General features: G+C 35.1%; 20 protein-coding genes. 5 read left to right on the top strand and 15 right to left on the bottom strand.

Going from position 1 to position 15338, the window contains the following annotated elements; genetic code table 11:
* Positions 1 to 57: 57 nt before the first annotated feature.
* The 11 genes from recN to IGJ90_RS03980 form a co-directional block, all read right to left on the bottom strand.
* The gene (gene recN, locus IGJ90_RS04030) at positions 58 to 1731 is read right to left on the bottom strand and encodes a DNA repair protein RecN (protein WP_025186570.1); all 1674 of its coding nucleotides are present in this window, start codon (positions 1729 to 1731) and stop codon (positions 58 to 60) included.
* 17 nt (positions 1732 to 1748) lie between these two features.
* Positions 1749 to 2198 carry an arginine repressor gene (locus IGJ90_RS04025; RefSeq protein WP_002358881.1) on the bottom strand — a complete coding sequence of 150 codons (450 nt, stop codon included), beginning with the start codon at positions 2196 to 2198 and terminating at the stop codon, positions 1749 to 1751.
* A gap of 138 nt (positions 2199 to 2336) precedes the next feature.
* Positions 2337 to 3152 (bottom strand): TlyA family RNA methyltransferase, encoded by an 816-nt coding sequence (locus IGJ90_RS04020; RefSeq protein ID WP_002355880.1) that lies wholly within the window; start codon positions 3150 to 3152, stop codon positions 2337 to 2339.
* Between the two features lie 13 nt (positions 3153 to 3165).
* Positions 3166 to 4047, bottom strand: a complete 882-nt coding sequence (locus IGJ90_RS04015; RefSeq protein WP_438767595.1) for a polyprenyl synthetase family protein — start codon at positions 4045 to 4047, stop codon at positions 3166 to 3168.
* A complete protein-coding gene (locus IGJ90_RS04010) occupies positions 4047 to 4277 on the bottom strand; it encodes an exodeoxyribonuclease VII small subunit (RefSeq protein WP_002355878.1) in 231 nt (76 codons plus the stop codon). The genes IGJ90_RS04015 and IGJ90_RS04010 overlap by 1 nt, the downstream gene beginning before the upstream one ends.
* A gap of 1 nt (position 4278) precedes the next feature.
* Positions 4279 to 5625, bottom strand: coding sequence for an exodeoxyribonuclease VII large subunit (xseA, locus tag IGJ90_RS04005; protein ID WP_002355877.1), 1347 nt, complete (start codon positions 5623 to 5625; stop codon positions 4279 to 4281).
* 9 nt (positions 5626 to 5634) lie between these two features.
* Complete coding sequence (locus IGJ90_RS04000; RefSeq protein WP_438767593.1) at positions 5635 to 6480, bottom strand: bifunctional methylenetetrahydrofolate dehydrogenase/methenyltetrahydrofolate cyclohydrolase; 846 nt, start codon at positions 6478 to 6480, stop codon at positions 5635 to 5637.
* Positions 6481 to 6583: 103 nt separating this feature from the next.
* Entirely contained in the window at positions 6584 to 7036 is a 453-nt protein-coding gene (nusB, locus tag IGJ90_RS03995) for a transcription antitermination factor NusB (RefSeq protein WP_002355875.1), read from the bottom strand.
* Positions 7029 to 7460: an Asp23/Gls24 family envelope stress response protein gene (locus tag IGJ90_RS03990; protein WP_002355874.1), complete on the bottom strand. Its 432-nt coding sequence runs from the start codon at positions 7458 to 7460 to the stop codon at positions 7029 to 7031. The genes nusB and IGJ90_RS03990 overlap by 8 nt, the downstream gene beginning before the upstream one ends.
* 332 nt (positions 7461 to 7792) lie before the next feature.
* A complete protein-coding gene (locus IGJ90_RS03985; protein ID WP_438767591.1) occupies positions 7793 to 8113 on the bottom strand; it encodes a MazG nucleotide pyrophosphohydrolase domain-containing protein in 321 nt (106 codons plus the stop codon).
* A 13-nt stretch (positions 8114 to 8126) separates the two neighbouring features.
* Positions 8127 to 9191, bottom strand: a complete 1065-nt coding sequence (locus tag IGJ90_RS03980) for a M24 family metallopeptidase (protein WP_002391500.1) — start codon at positions 9189 to 9191, stop codon at positions 8127 to 8129.
* 171 nt (positions 9192 to 9362) lie between these two features.
* On the opposite strand from IGJ90_RS03980, the gene IGJ90_RS03975 reads away from it, so the two are divergent.
* On the top strand, positions 9363 to 10178 hold the full coding sequence (locus IGJ90_RS03975; RefSeq protein ID WP_002366382.1) for a metallophosphoesterase: 816 nt from the start codon (positions 9363 to 9365) through the stop codon (positions 10176 to 10178).
* Positions 10179 to 10248: 70 nt separating this feature from the next.
* Here the strand turns inward: IGJ90_RS03975 and psiE are convergent, their stop codons facing one another.
* Positions 10249 to 10701, bottom strand: coding sequence for a phosphate-starvation-inducible protein PsiE (psiE, locus tag IGJ90_RS03970; protein WP_002355869.1), 453 nt, complete (start codon positions 10699 to 10701; stop codon positions 10249 to 10251).
* A gap of 420 nt (positions 10702 to 11121) precedes the next feature.
* Here psiE and IGJ90_RS03965 point away from each other — a divergent pair, with 420 nt between their 5' ends.
* Complete coding sequence (locus IGJ90_RS03965) at positions 11122 to 11373, top strand: hypothetical protein (protein ID WP_129343467.1); 252 nt, start codon at positions 11122 to 11124, stop codon at positions 11371 to 11373.
* 18 nt (positions 11374 to 11391) lie between these two features.
* On the opposite strand, the gene IGJ90_RS03960 is transcribed toward IGJ90_RS03965, so the two are convergent.
* Entirely contained in the window at positions 11392 to 11643 is a 252-nt protein-coding gene (locus IGJ90_RS03960) for a hypothetical protein (RefSeq protein WP_002403783.1), read from the bottom strand.
* Between the two features lie 209 nt (positions 11644 to 11852).
* Between IGJ90_RS03960 and IGJ90_RS03955 the strand changes: the two genes are divergently transcribed.
* The 3 genes from IGJ90_RS03955 to IGJ90_RS03945 all read left to right on the top strand — a co-directional run bounded on the left by IGJ90_RS03955 (position 11853) and on the right by IGJ90_RS03945 (position 13250).
* Complete coding sequence (locus IGJ90_RS03955; RefSeq protein ID WP_025193460.1) at positions 11853 to 12518, top strand: Panacea domain-containing protein; 666 nt, start codon at positions 11853 to 11855, stop codon at positions 12516 to 12518.
* A complete protein-coding gene (locus tag IGJ90_RS03950) occupies positions 12518 to 12859 on the top strand; it encodes a hypothetical protein (RefSeq protein ID WP_016632567.1) in 342 nt (113 codons plus the stop codon). Before IGJ90_RS03955 ends, IGJ90_RS03950 begins: the two co-directional genes overlap by 1 nt.
* 73 nt (positions 12860 to 12932) lie before the next feature.
* Complete coding sequence (locus tag IGJ90_RS03945; protein WP_016632566.1) at positions 12933 to 13250, top strand: hypothetical protein; 318 nt, start codon at positions 12933 to 12935, stop codon at positions 13248 to 13250.
* Positions 13251 to 13758: 508 nt separating this feature from the next.
* Here the strand turns inward: IGJ90_RS03945 and IGJ90_RS03940 are convergent.
* Positions 13759 to 14010 (bottom strand): hypothetical protein, encoded by a 252-nt coding sequence (locus tag IGJ90_RS03940; RefSeq protein WP_002365832.1) that lies wholly within the window; start codon positions 14008 to 14010, stop codon positions 13759 to 13761.
* A 71-nt stretch (positions 14011 to 14081) separates the two neighbouring features.
* Complete coding sequence (locus IGJ90_RS03935; protein ID WP_002357053.1) at positions 14082 to 14282, bottom strand: cold-shock protein; 201 nt, start codon at positions 14280 to 14282, stop codon at positions 14082 to 14084.
* Positions 14283 to 15338: the final 1056 nt, after the last annotated feature.

Here is a 15338-nt window from a genome sequence, read left to right as displayed (position 1 = left end):
AAACAGCCCCTTCAATTGATAGCAGGGGCTGTTTTTTTACTCGCTCAAATAGAGCGGCTATTTTTTCGCCATCGCCAACAGCTCTTGTGCATGTTCAATGGTTAATTTCGTAATTTCACTTCCTGCGAGCATACGCGCAATTTCGTTTACTCGCTCTTTTTCAGATAAAATTCGGACGCTTGTTTCTGTCCGACCCGCCACAATTTCTTTTTCAATAAAATAATGTTCATCAGCAACGGCCGCCACTTGTGGCAAGTGCGTGATACACAACACCTGCGAATTTTCTGAAATTTGATAAATTTTATCGGCAATCGCCTGTGCTACTCGACCACTGACTCCTGTATCCACTTCATCAAAAACAATACTAGTGATCCCTTGCGTTTGAGAAAAGATTGTTTTCATAGCCAACATCACTCGCGAAAGTTCTCCGCCAGAAGCCACCCGAACTAACGGTTTTAATGGTTCCCCTGGGTTAGTAGTAATATAAAATTCTACTCCGTCTAAGCCATTTTCTTGTAAATGCTCAAGTTCTGTAAAGCGGACTTCAAATTCCGTTCGCTCCAAATACAGTTCTTTTAATTCGGTTAAAATTTGTTGTTCGAGCTCTTTGGCTAGGCGCTTTCGTTCTTTTCGTAAAGTCAACGCTTGTTGATGAGCGGCTTGTTGTCTCTCTGCAAGCAACGCTTCTAAGTCACCTGTACCACCTTCCAAAAAATCAGCCTCTGCTAACTCTTTGGTAATTTCTTCATAGTAAGATAAAATCGTTTCGATCGAATCACCATATTTACGTTTCATTTGACGGATTAATTCCAAACGATTTTCTACTTCATTCAAGCGACCTTCGTCTAGTTCTAAGCCATCAATCAACCTAGAAAGATCTCCACTAGCTTCTTGTAGTAAGTAGTAGGCATTTTGAACAGTATCTGACAATGATTTATATTCTGGATCAAGGGATTCAATCGAAGCGAGTTCATTCATACTTGTTCCGATTTTATCCAAACTACTATCGTCTTCACCATTTAGCGCAGCATAACTAATCGTCAGTGCATCAGCAATCTTTTGAAAATTGTTCAGTTTATTGCGTTCTTCTAGCAATTGTTCTTCTTCACCAGCCACTAACTGTGCACTAGCAATTTCATCACTTTGAAAATGAAGCATGTCCATTCTTTGGGCAAACTCTTTTTCATTTTTTTGTCGCTTTCTGACTTTGGCTTCGAGTGCGCGATACTCTTGATACGCCTGTGTATATTTTTCTTTGACTGCTAAAAGTTTTTTCCCACCAAATTCATCTAACATATCAATATGGCGTTCACTTTGCATCAATTCTTGATGTTCGTTTTGGCCATGAATATCTACTAAATATTCCCCAATTCTTTTTAAATTAGTAATGTTGACAATCCGTCCGTTGACACGGCAAACATTTTTACCAGAAGCGGAAATATCTCGTTGAATCACTAAAGAATCTTCTTCTGTTTCAATACCTAATTCTTCTAATAATTGCTTTAATTCTTGACTTTTCGGCATTGAAAAAAGTCCTTCTAAGGTGCATTTATTTGCTCCTTGACGAATATAGTCACTGGAGCCACGTCCGCCTGTGAGTAATCCCATTGCATCAATAATGATGGATTTCCCCGCACCCGTTTCTCCCGTTAAAACGGTCATACCCATTTGAAACTCTAATTGTAACGAAGAGATAATCGCAAAATTTTTCACGGAAAGTTCTTGTAACATCTTGTTCACCTCATTCTTTATAGATAGCTTAACAGCTCTTTATGAAGTTTTTCTGCCGCCTCCTCAGTTCGTGCAATCATGAGGACACTATCATCATCGTTGATGACGGCAAAAAGTTTCTCTTGGTAATTCTTTTCGATTAAACTACCACACGCCGCTGCATTGCCAGGAATGGTTCGTAATACGACATATTTTTCCATTTGTTCTGCAGCTACAAAGGCATCTTTTAAAAGCTTTGCAAGTTTAGCACTCGTATTAGCTTGTGTCTCTAATGGAAGGCTATATCGATAACCCCCTTCTGCAGAAGGAACTTTAATTAGTTTCATATCTTTAATATCGCGAGAAATTGTTGCTTGTGTTACAGCTACGCCCTTTTCTTGTAAGTAGTTGACAAAATCTTCTTGCTTTTGAATATTTTTTTCAGTCAATAAACGTGTAATTAAACGGTGTCTATCTTGCTTTCTCATGGCGCCGCTCTCCTTTTCAGTTTACTCTTGCCCTCATCATAGCTTATTTTTATGCATTTTAAAAGATGAATTACTAGATTTATACAAAAAAGAAGCTTTCACCCGTAGGCGTCCACTTCTTTCTTCTAACTTTTCTCATCATTCCGCTAATTTTTGATGCGCATGCGCGACAACTTCTTCAATGGATTCTGTCGCTTGATAGGATCCTTCTCCCTCAACAGAAACTAAATGTGCCAAAAATTCAATGTTTCCTTCGCCACCAGTGATTGGTGAAAAATCCAAGTTTTTCACATCATAACCGTTATTCATGGCAAAGCGTGTAATTTCCTCCACAACCATTTGATGGGTTTCTGGATCACGCACGATTCCTTTTTTCCCAACAAACTCTTTGCCAGCTTCGAATTGTGGCTTAATTAACGCCACCACACTACCACCTTTTTTCAAAATATCATGAAGAGGTGGCAAAATTAAGCGTAATGAAATAAAGGAAACATCAATCGTTGCAATATCCGGCACCCCTTCGGTGAAATCTTCAGGTTTACTATAGCGAAAATTGGTACGTTCCATTACCACCACGCGTTCATCTTGCCGAATTTTCCATGCTAGTTGGTTATAGCCAACATCTAAAGCGTAACTCAAACGAGCCCCATTTTGTAAAGCGACATCGGTAAAACCACCTGTGGAGGAACCAATATCTAGCATTGTTTTACCTTGAACGTTGATTGCAAAAACATTTAGTGCCTTCTCTAGTTTTAAGCCCCCACGAGAAACATAAGGCATTACTTGGCCCTTAGTATGTAAGGGTGTCTCCACAGAAATTTTTTCCCCTGGTTTATCTAAACGTTCATTTTTATCATTGTAAACCAAACCAGCCATCACGCTGCGTTTGGCTTTTTCTCGTGTTTCAAATAGTCCTTGATTAAACGCCAAGACATCGACGCGTTCTTTTTTCATAAGTGCCTTCTTTCTATCTCAATTGTAACTGAGTTAACAAGTTTGCTAAATGTTCTTCTGAAAAGTTGGGAACATTTGCTTTGATTTTTTCTAAAACAGCGCTGCCTTCTGCTAATTGATGTGTTAGCGCATCTTTCGCGCCAGCAATCCCTAGAAGAGCTGGATACGTACTTTTATTCAACGCTTCATCTCGGCCTACTTTTTTACCTAAATCTGCTTCTGTACTTGTGGCATCTAATAAGTCATCACGAATTTGAAAAGCCAAGCCATAGTGATGCGCAAACTGTGTCAGTAAACCAATGACTTCTTCTGTTTGATTGGCTAATACGCCCCCAGCAATTAAGGCGAATTCAATTAGCGCTCCGGTTTTCTTTTCATGAACAGCCGCTAACTCTTCTAAAGTCAAGCTGACTTTTTCTCCTTCAATATCACCCATTTGGCCGGCAACCATGCCTTGATTCCCCGCTGCCTTTGCCAGTTGTTGCATCAGTAAAACTTTTTCACTTAAGCCTAATTGGCTCAAAGAAAGTAACTGAAATGCGCCTGTTAATAAGCCGTCCCCAGCTAAAATGGCAGTCGCTTCACCAAACACTTTGTGATTGGTTGGTTTGCCACGACGTAAATCATCATCATCCATTGCTGGTAAATCATCATGAATTAATGAATACGTATGAATCATCTCTAAAGAGGCAGCCACTTGATAGTCTTGCGTTTCCATCTCTTTTTGAAAAGCGGCCACTGTTGTTAGCACTAATAGCGGGCGTAATCGTTTGCCACCTGCGTGCATTGAGTAGAGCATTGCTTCTTTCAAACGCTCATTTTCAGTATATTCTGCGATAAAATCGACCATGACTTTTTCAACCAACGGTAAATGCTGTTGACTAAAATTCGTCATTACGCTTCCTCGCTCTCTTCAAAAACAATTTCTTCATTGTTTTCTGTCATCATTTTCGTTAAAGTTTTTTCCGCTTTTTCCAATGTATCTTGACATTGTTTACTTAATGCCATGCCCTCTTGAAAGGCAGCTAAGGCTTCTTCCAAAGGAACATCTCCTCGTTCTAAGCGCTGAACGATTTCTTCTAAGGCATTTAATGATTCTTCAAACGTTTTTTCTTTTGCTGGCATGTTAAAACTCCTCTTTTTTCGCTGTTATTGTTTCGACGTTTGCTTGAACTGTACCGTCAGCATAATGAATCGTTAATTGATCTGCTGGCTGTAACTCGGTAACAGTTTTAACGACACGGTCCTCTTTTGTAGTATAACTATATCCTCGACCCATAATTTTGAGTGGGCTGAGTAAGTCTAATTGTTGAACAGCAGACGTGAATTGCTTTTGTTTGTTTAGGAACAATTGTGTCATTTGTGTTTGCAAGTTTCGTTGTAAAAATGCCAATTGTTGCTGACTTTCTCTTAATTGTCCCTTTGGTGTCTGTTGTTGCAATTGAGCGATAATTCCTTGGGCTTGACGTTGTTTTTGGTGATGAATTGTTGTCATTGCTTGGAAAAGACGTTGCGTCATTCGATCTAATTTAATCGTTTGACCTTCATAAAGCCGCTCAGGTTGCTTAAACACATAAGAGTTTTGTAGTCGTTGGAAACGTTCTGTTCGTTGTTGCAAGAGATATAAAAAGCTTTGTTCTAAACGACTACGCCGTTCACTAATTCTTAATAGTTCTTCATTTAAAACTGGTACCGCTAGTTCCGCCGCTGCAGTTGGCGTTGCTGCACGAACATCTGCTACCATATCGGCAATTGTCACATCTGTTTCGTGACCAACCGATGAAATAATCGGTGTGGTGGCAGCATGAATGGCTCGAGCCACTTTTTCTTCATTAAATGGCCATAAATCCTCGATTGAACCACCGCCACGGCCGATGATCATCGTATCAAAATCGCCTTGCGCATCGGCTCGCTGAATGTTCCGCACAATGTCATCCGCCGCCTGCTCGCCTTGGACCAAGGTTGGAAAAAGGACCAGTTGTGCAATCGGATACCGTCTTTTGACTGTCGTAATGATATCCCGAATGACAGCACCACTAGGACTTGTAACCACAGCGATTCGTTTGGGATAACGAGGCAACTGTTGTTTAGGCCCTTCAAAAAGTCCTTCTTTTCCTAGTTTTTCTCTTAATTCTGCCAATGCTTGATAAAGTGCACCTACACCATCTGGTTCCATATGTTCAATATAAATTTGATAGGAGCCGCTGTTTTCATAAAGCGAAATCCGCCCCACCACCATGACTTTCATGCCTTCTTTTGGTTGAAACTTCAATTTTTGAAAGGCTGATTTAAACATAATTGCAGAAATCTTCGCATGGTCATCTTTTAAACTGAAGTACTGATGCGCGTTCGCTCGGAAGCGAAAGTTCGAAATTTCACCTGTTAAATAGACACGTCCTAAGTAAGGGTCTGCATCAAATTTACGTTTTAAATACTTCGTTAAGGCTGTTACTGTTAAATACTGTTGCGTCATTTTTTCACCTTACTTTTGTTTTTTTGCTGTCTCGACTGTTTGATACATTAACATGGTAATCGTCATTGGGCCAACACCTTTGGGAACTGGTGTGATATAGCTTGCAATTTCAGAAACTTCATCGAATGCTACATCACCAATCAGTTTTCCTTCTTGATTGCGATTCATACCCACATCAATCACTACCGCACCTGGTTTCACGAACTCTTTGGTGACAAAATGCCCGCGTCCAATTGCTACAACTAAAATATCCGCTTCTTTTGCAACTTCTGCTAAATGTTCAGTTTTAGAATGGGCAATCGTCACGGTCGCATTTTTCATTAACAATAATTGTGCCATTGGCTTGCCAACAATATTACTTCGACCAATAACCACCGCACGTTTACCTGTTAAATCAATATCATAGGCTTCAAACATCTTCATAATTCCATACGGCGTGCAAGGAATCATTTCAGGTTTGCCTACAAACAAACGGCCTAAATTCATTGGATGGAACCCATCTACATCTTTTTTGGGATCAATCGCTAATAAAATCTTTTCTTCATCAATATGTTTTGGCAAAGGTAGTTGCACAAGAATGCCATGAAAGCGTGAATCTTGATTATATTTGTCAATCTCAGCCAATAATTCTTCTTCTGAAATAGTTTCTGGCAGTTTTTCGACCTTTGACAGAATGCCAATTTTGGCTGCTGCACGTTCTTTATTTCTCACATACGTTTGGCTGGCAGGATTTTCCCCAACTAATAAAACAACTAATCCTGGTTGGATGCCTTGTTGTGTCATCTTTTCTACATCTTTTTGAATCTCTGCTTGCATTTGATCTGCTAATTCACGACCGTTAATTACTGTACTCATTCCTTCGCTCCCTCTATTGTTTCTTTACTTCTTTAATAGTATTTATTTTAGCATATAACCCAGTATCTTAACACCAGTTAGATAGTAAAAAAAGATTCAGAGCTTACGCCTCTGAATCAATTTCTTTCATTACATTTGATAACACACCATTAACAAATTTACGTGAACGGTCGTCGCTGTATTTTTTACTTAACTCGACGGCTTCATTTAATGCCACAATGTTTGGCACATCTGAAACGTATAGCATTTCAAAAATAGCTAAACGTAAAATAACAATATCTATTTTTGCTAAGCGTTGCATAGACCAGTTATTACCTAAATGGTTCGTAATCACTTCGTCTAGTTCTGCTTTGCGGCTACACACACCGCCGACAAGTAAATCTAAATACGTAGGGACTAGGTCTTCGCCATCTTCACTGACGATTTCCCGATTATCATAAGCCAATGCATAATCAATGGCATCTTGTTTGGTTAAATCAGCATTAAAATCTAAAGGAAAAAGGGCTTGGAGCGCTTTTTCACGAATCTCGTGACGGGTTAATTCTGTTTTACTCATTCTCTTCTCCATCTTCATCTTCTGGGAATAATTCATTTAAGTCTGGTTGAGGGATTTTTTCAGGTACTACCGCTACAACATGAATATTCACTTCAACTAAATCAATATCTGTCATAAATAAGACTTGTTGTTTCACACGGTCTTGCATTTCTAACGCAACTTTTGGTACAGAAACACCGTAGTTCAAGTAACAATAGATATCGACTTTTAAGCCTTCTTCTTCTGTTCGTAAATATACACCTTTGCCGTGTGCTGCACGGCCTAATAATTCATTCACATTATTGGCGAACGTGCCACGCATCCCATAAACGCCCTCTACTTTTGAAGCAGCGATTCCGATAATTACTTCAATGACTTCAGGAGCGATCACGATTTCTCCTAAAGAATCGTTTGCATTGATTACAAGATTTTTTTCTTCTGACATTTGGTTGTCCTCCTTATCTATTACGCACAAAATCGTTAAATAAACGATTTATTTGATGAATCACTAAGTCTCTTAAGGATTCTCTTTTAAGCAACGGATGATTCTTAAAAATTAAAACAACACTGGTTTCTTCAGTTAGTTGTGAAAGAACGTCCAAATTTTGCTTATCAATACTCGTTCTTAGTTTATCATTAATTAGCCTATTTCGCTACCAGAAAAGCTAAGTTCTGACTAAAAGAACAGATAATTTCTTGTCATAAATTTCTAATTCAAGGCTTTAGACGTAAAAATAAGAAAGACCAAGTAATTTTGGCTTTCTTATTTTTACGTCTTTATTCTTCAGGATAACGTTCCATTAGTTTCGTCCGATGCTTTTGCATAATCATTTCTAAAGAGATGTCATATTTATCCGCTAAAATAAATAAATTATCCAACACATCGCCTAACTCTTCCGTTAAGTTTTCCAGATTCTCTTCATCCGCCAAAACTGTTTCATCCGGTCGATCACGGCCAATTTCAATTGTCCGAATGGCTCGACACACTTCGCCGACTTCTTCTGTTAAAAAGTCGGAACGAATAAACGGATCATATTGATACCAGTTACGTTTTTTATAAAACGCGCTAATAAATCGCTGATACTCTTGGATATCCATGTTCTCCCAACCTTTATAAAATGATTAATTCTTTTGGCGCATGTGTTAATACACGATTACCTTCAGCAGTAATTAATAAATCGTCCTCAATACGCACGCCGCCAATTCCTGGCAAATAAATTCCAGGTTCGTCCGTAATCACATTCCCTGGTACAAATTGTTTATCTGCTCGGAATGAAACATTTGGTCCTTCATGAATTTCTAACCCAATGCCATGACCAGTGCTGTGACCAAACGCATCGCCATAGCCATAGGAAGCAATATGATCCCGTGCAATCGCATCTAATTGAATGCCCGTCAACCCAGGTTTAGCTTCTGCTAACACTTTTAATTGTGCTTCTAAAACAATGTCATAAATTTCTTTTAGTTTTGGCTGAATACTACCAATGGCAAATGTCCGTGTCATATCAGAAACATAGCCTTCATAATAACAACCGAAATCCAAAGTGATTAACTCACCTTTTTCGATGACTTTATGGCTAGCAACGCCATGTGGCATCGCTGAACGTAGACCGCTGGCCACAATTGTCTCAAAAGAAACACCACTGGCTCCTTTTGAACGCATGAAGAAATCTAATTGATTAGCCACTTCAATCTCTGTCATTCCAGGTTTAATCATCTCTAAGACAAAGGCAAATCCTTGATCCGCGATGGCACACGCTTTTTCAATAATCGCTACTTCTTCTTCATCTTTCACTTCTCTTAATTCTTCAATCAAACCCATTACAGGAACTAATTCACATGGTAAAATTTCTTCCAATAAGCTATAATCAGCGAAACTAACTTGCGTTTCTTCAAAAGCTAAATTATCTAATTGCAAACGTTCAGCTAAATCTGCTACTTCGTCAAAAATATGTCCTGTGTTTTTAACGATAGTAAAACCAGTTGCTTGTTCCGCAGCTTGTTCCGTATAACGAAAATCCGTTACAAAAAAAGCTTTATCTAATGTAATCATTGCCAAGCCTGTTGTCCCAGTAAAATTGGTTAAATAACGTAAATTATACGGACTTGTCACTAAAAATCCTTGTAAATTATTTTCTTTCATTAACTCCCGTAACTTTTCGACTCTTGCCATCATTGGTTCGACCTTCTTTCTTTTTTCTCATTTTTCATTATAGCAAATTTACTTCAGAAAAGCATGAATCACCAAAAAACTTCATCGAGAAAGTTTACTGAAAATTTTACCTTTCCTTATTTTTTGCTTAACACTTTTGTAGTAAACTAATTTAGCGACTTCAAGGAGGAAATTATGAACGTTTATTTATTTTTGGCACTATTTTTCATTATTATCGGCATTTTAAGCTATAGTTTTTTTATTGAACCTAACTGCTTAGTCATACACAAAAATCAAATTAAAGTAACAGAATCAGGGAAAACCTTACGGATTGTTCAACTCTCTGATATTCATTTAAAAAAGAATTATTCTGTGAAGGCCTTAAAACAGATTGTTGAAAAAACAAATACATTACAACCAGACATAGTCGTTTTTACAGGAGACTTATTTGATGATTATGCCCGTTTCGGTATCGAAATTCAGGATGAAGTGAGTCAACTTTTCCGTAAAATTAACGCCCCTTATGGCAAATTCGCTATTTATGGCAACCACGAGTATAGCGGCTTAGATACCAGTTTTTACGAAACAATCTTAGAAGCTGCCGACTTTACCGTACTAAAAAACACGGGCAAATTACTGCCTGTCTCACACCGTATCTCCTTGTACGTCGCTGGTTTAGAAGATTCGTTATATGGACAAACCGACTTAGCTGCAGCTTTAGTCAACCGCCCTACTGGAACGCCCACTCTGCTACTAACCCATGAGCCAGATGTCGCAGACTCAGCAGTCAACAAAAACATTGACCTCATTTTAGCAGGACATAGTCACGGCGGACAGATTCGCTTACCTTTTTTCACTTACAAAAATCAGCTTGCTAAAAAATATACACATGGGCTTTATCATTTAGAAGATGAAACGCCGCTAATTGTTCACCCAGGAATCGGAACCACTAAAATCAGCGCACGCTTCGGTGTCTTACCAACAATTGAACTGATTGAGTTAACTATTTAACTATGCATTAAAAAGACCGCCCCACGTTAGAGAAAAATTCTCACGTTGGACGGTCTTTGATTATGTTCGATTAATGATGAAAATCTTGCTCGTGATCTTCTTCTACTTTCGCTTTTCCTAGCGTATAAAATTTGCTGCCATTTAACCCGAGAATAAATAGCACAACCACTAGTAAAAGAATTGATAAAGATAACAATAAGGTCTGCAAGCCATCGCCATGCGCAACCATTAATTGACGTAAAATTGCGGTTAAACAAATTAAAATCAAATAACGAATCGGAATATGGTGTCCTTCTTGAATATAGCGAAGAATCATCATAATAAACTCAAATAACATAAAGAATGAAATAATTTCTTGCATGATAACTGAAAAATTATCCGGCGTCATTGGCTTCATGAGATATGTAGCGAGGTCAACTAAATAACTAGCCATAAATACTAATAAGAAAACTCCTAAAATCCCTAATACAATATCCAAAATCAAATTCACGTACTTCTTTACTACACTAAAATTCTTCTGCATAATACCCTTCTTTCTTTTGACTCAATTATTTTATAACATGCTTGTTATTACATTAAATATATCATCAATTAACCTTGTCAGACAAGCAGTTAAACCCAATGTGAGATTTTTTTTATTTTGAGATCTTCCTTTATTTTCCGGCTAACCCTTTATGCAAGACAAAAAAAGCTGAATCCGCAGATTCAGCTTTTTAATCGTATTAGTTAGCTACTGGATAAACTGATACTTTAAGATTTATTTTTTCTAATAATCTCTAACTTTCTTCAACACTTATAAAATAGGCATTTGTATTAAATTCTATGTTCTGATAGTTTCTATATTTTCTTAAAGAGTATGGTCAAAGTATGGTCATTTCATACCTAGACGAATAAAAATAATCTTAATATAATATAGTTAACTACTATCGAGGAGTTGATTTCTATGAAGCCAAATTATGTAGGAACAATTCATAAAATCAAGGTGTTAACCACTTATCCAGAAATGTTAGTCCGCTTTTCTTTGCAGACTCAAAAAGAAACTATCAACTGCATTATTTCTAAAAAAGAATTGGTGGATGAATTACTTATGTTACCTGATGGCACAGAACTTGCTGTTTATGGTAGGTATAATCAAAAAAGGCAACTAGTTGTGGTGAAAATGTGTGTGCGGAAAATACAAAAAACTATTCCTTAAAAGGAATAGTTTTTATTTTTACATATATTGTTCTACATGTTCAATTTCTTTTTGTAATTCTTTTTCATCGTACTTATCATACTTACCAGCTTCATGTGCAATCTTTTTAATTTCATGCATAGCTCTTTTCTCAACAAGCCATTTTTTCATACTATGTTTTTTTGCATCTTCATTTAGAGAATCTAATTCTTCTAAATTTGAATCCAGTTTGTTCAAAACATCTGCAATTTTTACTAATGCTTTTGCTTCTTTTTCTTCATAGTTTGACATAATAGATAACACTCCTTAAGTATTTGATACTTTAAGTCTACTCCTCTATTATTTTATTTGCAAATAGAATATATGAGATTGAACTAACTCAAAATAATAGAATTAAATTATAATTTAGTTACTTTGTCAAGTAAATTATATTTACCTATTAAAATTATTTTGTTAGAATATTATTGAATAGTAACATACAGATAAAGGAGGTAATTTATTTGCGTAATGTAAAGGAGTATGCAAAATTCTTTTTGAAAAAAGATATTATTGAATCTCCTAATACTTTTGACGGAAATATGAAACTTCAAAAACTTTTATTTTTTGCAAATTTGATTAATTACTCTATGCATAAGAAATTACTTTTCAAAGAAGATATGCTTGCTTTTGAAAATGGTACTGTAATAGAAGAAGTGCGCCAAAAATATAAGAATGAGTATTATTCTTTTATGAACGAGTCTAAACAATTTGTACCAAACTTTACTGAACAAGAATATGAAGTTTTAGATAAAACTGTCAGCATTTTTGGAAAACTCTCTGCAAAAGACTTATCTAACTTAAACCATGAATTTGATTTTTGGAATGTTCGATTTGAGAATTCAACTTTAAACAATGGATTTCATGATAAAAATTTAGCAAAAATTACAAAAACTGATATTTCTAAAGAAATATATAAAATAACTAGTATATTAGATACTTATAATCAAAATTTTGTTAATTCAGATGAAACATACGAAGTTATTAATGGTATAACTTTTTATTATAATCCACGCGAAATTAGTTTAGAAAGTATATTACCTCAGTTAGAAACATTTTCTGTACTACCAGATACTACTGATGACACTTATTCTATATACCTAGAAAACGGAGATCTGGTGATTGTTTAATGGTAGCTGTAGGAGAAGCTTATTTGGGTAAAATAAGTTATTTAGATGGAGTAATGCCTTCATACTATAGACCCTATCTCGTTGTCGAAGTATTAACTAATGGAATATATGTATTAAACGTTTCATCTTCAAAAGGTAAAGAAACTAAACTTTTATATGCTTCAAATTATGAACTAACAAAATTTAATCCTCCTTTTGTAAAACCTAGTTTTGTAAAATTGGATTCCAAAACATTCATTCCTGATCAAGATTTACAAACATTAAAATTACTAAGCAATGGACAAAAATTAAATTCTAGAGATTTAAATAATATCTTAGCCCAATTTAAAAGCTTTTCATAAAGAAAAGCTTTTTTATAAACTTTTAAAATCATTATCTTTAATTAACCAAATATTTTGAAAAGGAGAATTATTAATGGAAATATTTAAGCAAAAAATTATAAAATTTTGTACAGAAAATAAAATATTTGAACTAGCAAAAAATTGCAGTTCAAAAAAACATGATTATACAGAGAAAGAAATATTGGCTCTCTCTGATTGGAACCATATAAAAAATTATTTATGTGATTTAAATTCTGACTTATTCGCTATATTTCGTTCTAAATATGGAAGAATGCGACATAAAGGTGATGATGGTTTAAATGCCATTGTTTCTCCTATTAATTATGAACTTTCTTCTTTAATAGACTACATTACAAATTTAACAGTAAACAATTATGAAGAGCTTTCTTAAAAAACTCTACAAAAAAAGACCACCTTATCATGAAAAGTGGTCTTTTTTTGAATTCAATATTTTTTATGTAAAAAAAGCCGCCTCATTGGGGTAAGGCGACAAGAGGTAGTAATAAAATGAAAAATAAAATTGTTTGGTAAATATATTTTACCGCTTTCTTTTTTAAATTTCAAGTTTTCATTTTACAAAACAATTGTATTTTATTTATAATTCGAATATACAATTGTATTAAAAACACCTACTAAACATACACAACTTGGGGAAGTATTGTGCGTCTTCAGTAGGTGTTTTCTATATACACAAGATAATTTCGTTTTAACTACTATGATAAATTCGAACCATCAACCTAATGGTCATGAGCCGTTTGCTCTAACTAGCTAAGCTAACAATTTTTAAATAAAAAATAACAGATCCTTTAACATGTAAAGAATCTGTTTAGAAAAAAGAGTATGACATAAATCCTTGTCTTAAGTTTAACACAAAGACCCTAATCTAAACTAGGGTCTTTTTATTGATACATCGATAATAGTTTCTCATAACTAATTACTGTTTTTTCTTTTTTGTTTTTTGGCTTAGAACTGTCTATAATATTAATTACTGCTGAATTAATTAATAAAACAGCTATTATACCACTTCTAATTTCTTTTCTGTAAATAAATGATACTTTCTGTCCTTCTTCAAACTGTTTACTTTTATCTGATGGTATAACTTCTTTCCATTTTCCAAATCCCATATGATGATCTCCTTTCGTTTTCAACATTCAGAGCCTATCAATTTAATCTTATAAAAAAAACGTTCCAATTAAATTGGAACGTTTTACCAAAACCTTTATTATGCTTTAAAAATATTAACAGCTTGCATACCGCGCTGTCCTTCTTCAATATCAAAAGTTACTGCTTGTCCTTCTTCTAATGACTTAAAACCATCCGCTTGAATTGCTGAAAAATGAGCAAATACATCATTACCATCTTCACCTGTAATAAATCCAAAACCTTTGTCTGAGTTAAACCACTTTACTGTACCGTTGTTCATATATGTTTCCTCCTTGTGCATACCCTGTATGCGATTTGTTGCAAAAAATATTTGATAAGCAAAAGGAGAATTATAGTCTTATGTATAGCGCTCTCGTTACATGTCAAAATTGATTACTTATTTATAATACCATACTATTTCCTATAAAGCAAATGAATGTATTAAAACATGATGGACCAATACTATAAAAAGGTTATAATCCATCTACTCTAGACATGAAATATAAATATACGATACAAAAACCCCCTTGCACAATTATGATACAAGGGGCCTGTAGTCTTTTACTACAAGTAATTGCTTTATTATTCTAGCAAATTAGTTTTGTTAATTCAACCAATAAAACTATTCACAACTTATTAACAAAATTGTGTTTGGCTTTAAATTAGAACTGGGATATTAAGGAATATCGCTAAAGTAGCTGTACTACAATTTTCCACTTATTTAAAAGGAAACTGTTCTCAAGTAATAGTAGCTTAGAAATAGGCTAATTCTATTTTTTATTAGGATAAATTCCGTACACATTATCCTTTTCATAAATTCAAGCTTAACCTTGTTATAAAAAAAGAAAATCGGTTATGATTAACAAGTAAAATCTAAAAAAACACCTACCGCACAGACAACTGCTTGGGGAAGTACGTGCATCTGTGGTAGGTGTTTTCTTATGTAATACAATAGCTTTAAACTAAGCTACGTATGAGTAAAATTAAAATGCACCTATCTTAGGACTTGGGAAAAGATAGGTGCACCCTTCTTGTATTATTAATAAAAGAAGGTCATACTATGAATTTATTAAAAGGTAACTATATTTTAAACCTATTTATTCTAAATTTCAACAATAAAAAGCACCCTATCAATCATTGATAGAGTGTGAACGAGAAATTTAATAATGTACCAAATGTAAGGATATTATAAAAAAATTTGAGAGATTTTTCAATACTTCTATGATTAGAAATTTTATTTACTCTCTTTACCAATTCTGTACCCAAAAGAAAAACAACTTAATGCCAATGCGATTATTGAAAGTATGACCGCTAACATATCAATCACTCCAATTTA

Origin of the sequence: Enterococcus sp. AZ129, from assembly GCF_051714505.1 — a bacterium.
Classification (GTDB): Bacteria; Bacillota; Bacilli; order Lactobacillales; family Enterococcaceae; genus Enterococcus; species Enterococcus faecalis.
Note: the sequence above shows the minus strand (reverse complement) of the source record. Positions and strands in the feature narration are given on the sequence as shown.

Excerpts from the sequence above, each read along its gene's own strand:
- IGJ90_RS04000 (WP_438767593.1), bottom strand. The coding sequence starts at position 6,480 with ATGAGTACAGTAATTAACGGTCGTGAATTAGCAGATCAAATGCAAGCA.
- recN (WP_025186570.1), bottom strand. The coding sequence starts at position 1,731 with ATGTTACAAGAACTTTCCGTGAAAAATTTTGCGATTATCTCTTCGTTA.
- IGJ90_RS03965 (WP_129343467.1), top strand. The coding sequence starts at position 11,122 with ATGAAGCCAAATTATGTAGGAACAATTCATAAAATCAAGGTGTTAACC.
- IGJ90_RS03985 (WP_438767591.1), bottom strand. The coding sequence starts at position 8,113 with ATGGATATCCAAGAGTATCAGCGATTTATTAGCGCGTTTTATAAAAAA.
- IGJ90_RS03975 (WP_002366382.1), top strand. The coding sequence starts at position 9,363 with ATGAACGTTTATTTATTTTTGGCACTATTTTTCATTATTATCGGCATT.
- IGJ90_RS03935 (WP_002357053.1), bottom strand. The coding sequence starts at position 14,282 with ATGAACAACGGTACAGTAAAGTGGTTTAACTCAGACAAAGGTTTTGGA.
- IGJ90_RS03950 (WP_016632567.1), top strand. The coding sequence starts at position 12,518 with ATGGTAGCTGTAGGAGAAGCTTATTTGGGTAAAATAAGTTATTTAGAT.
- IGJ90_RS03960 (WP_002403783.1), bottom strand. The coding sequence starts at position 11,643 with ATGTCAAACTATGAAGAAAAAGAAGCAAAAGCATTAGTAAAAATTGCA.
- IGJ90_RS03990 (WP_002355874.1), bottom strand. The coding sequence starts at position 7,460 with ATGTCAGAAGAAAAAAATCTTGTAATCAATGCAAACGATTCTTTAGGA.
- psiE (WP_002355869.1), bottom strand. The coding sequence starts at position 10,701 with ATGCAGAAGAATTTTAGTGTAGTAAAGAAGTACGTGAATTTGATTTTG.
- IGJ90_RS04015 (WP_438767595.1), bottom strand. The coding sequence starts at position 4,047 with ATGACGAATTTTAGTCAACAGCATTTACCGTTGGTTGAAAAAGTCATG.
- nusB (WP_002355875.1), bottom strand. The coding sequence starts at position 7,036 with ATGAGTAAAACAGAATTAACCCGTCACGAGATTCGTGAAAAAGCGCTC.
- IGJ90_RS03980 (WP_002391500.1), bottom strand. The coding sequence starts at position 9,191 with ATGATGGCAAGAGTCGAAAAGTTACGGGAGTTAATGAAAGAAAATAAT.
- xseA (WP_002355877.1), bottom strand. The coding sequence starts at position 5,625 with ATGACGCAACAGTATTTAACAGTAACAGCCTTAACGAAGTATTTAAAA.
- IGJ90_RS03940 (WP_002365832.1), bottom strand. The coding sequence starts at position 14,010 with ATGTTGAAAACGAAAGGAGATCATCATATGGGATTTGGAAAATGGAAA.
- IGJ90_RS04025 (WP_002358881.1), bottom strand. The coding sequence starts at position 2,198 with ATGAGAAAGCAAGATAGACACCGTTTAATTACACGTTTATTGACTGAA.
- IGJ90_RS03945 (WP_016632566.1), top strand. The coding sequence starts at position 12,933 with ATGGAAATATTTAAGCAAAAAATTATAAAATTTTGTACAGAAAATAAA.
- IGJ90_RS04020 (WP_002355880.1), bottom strand. The coding sequence starts at position 3,152 with ATGAAAAAAGAACGCGTCGATGTCTTGGCGTTTAATCAAGGACTATTT.
- IGJ90_RS04010 (WP_002355878.1), bottom strand. The coding sequence starts at position 4,277 with ATGCCAGCAAAAGAAAAAACGTTTGAAGAATCATTAAATGCCTTAGAA.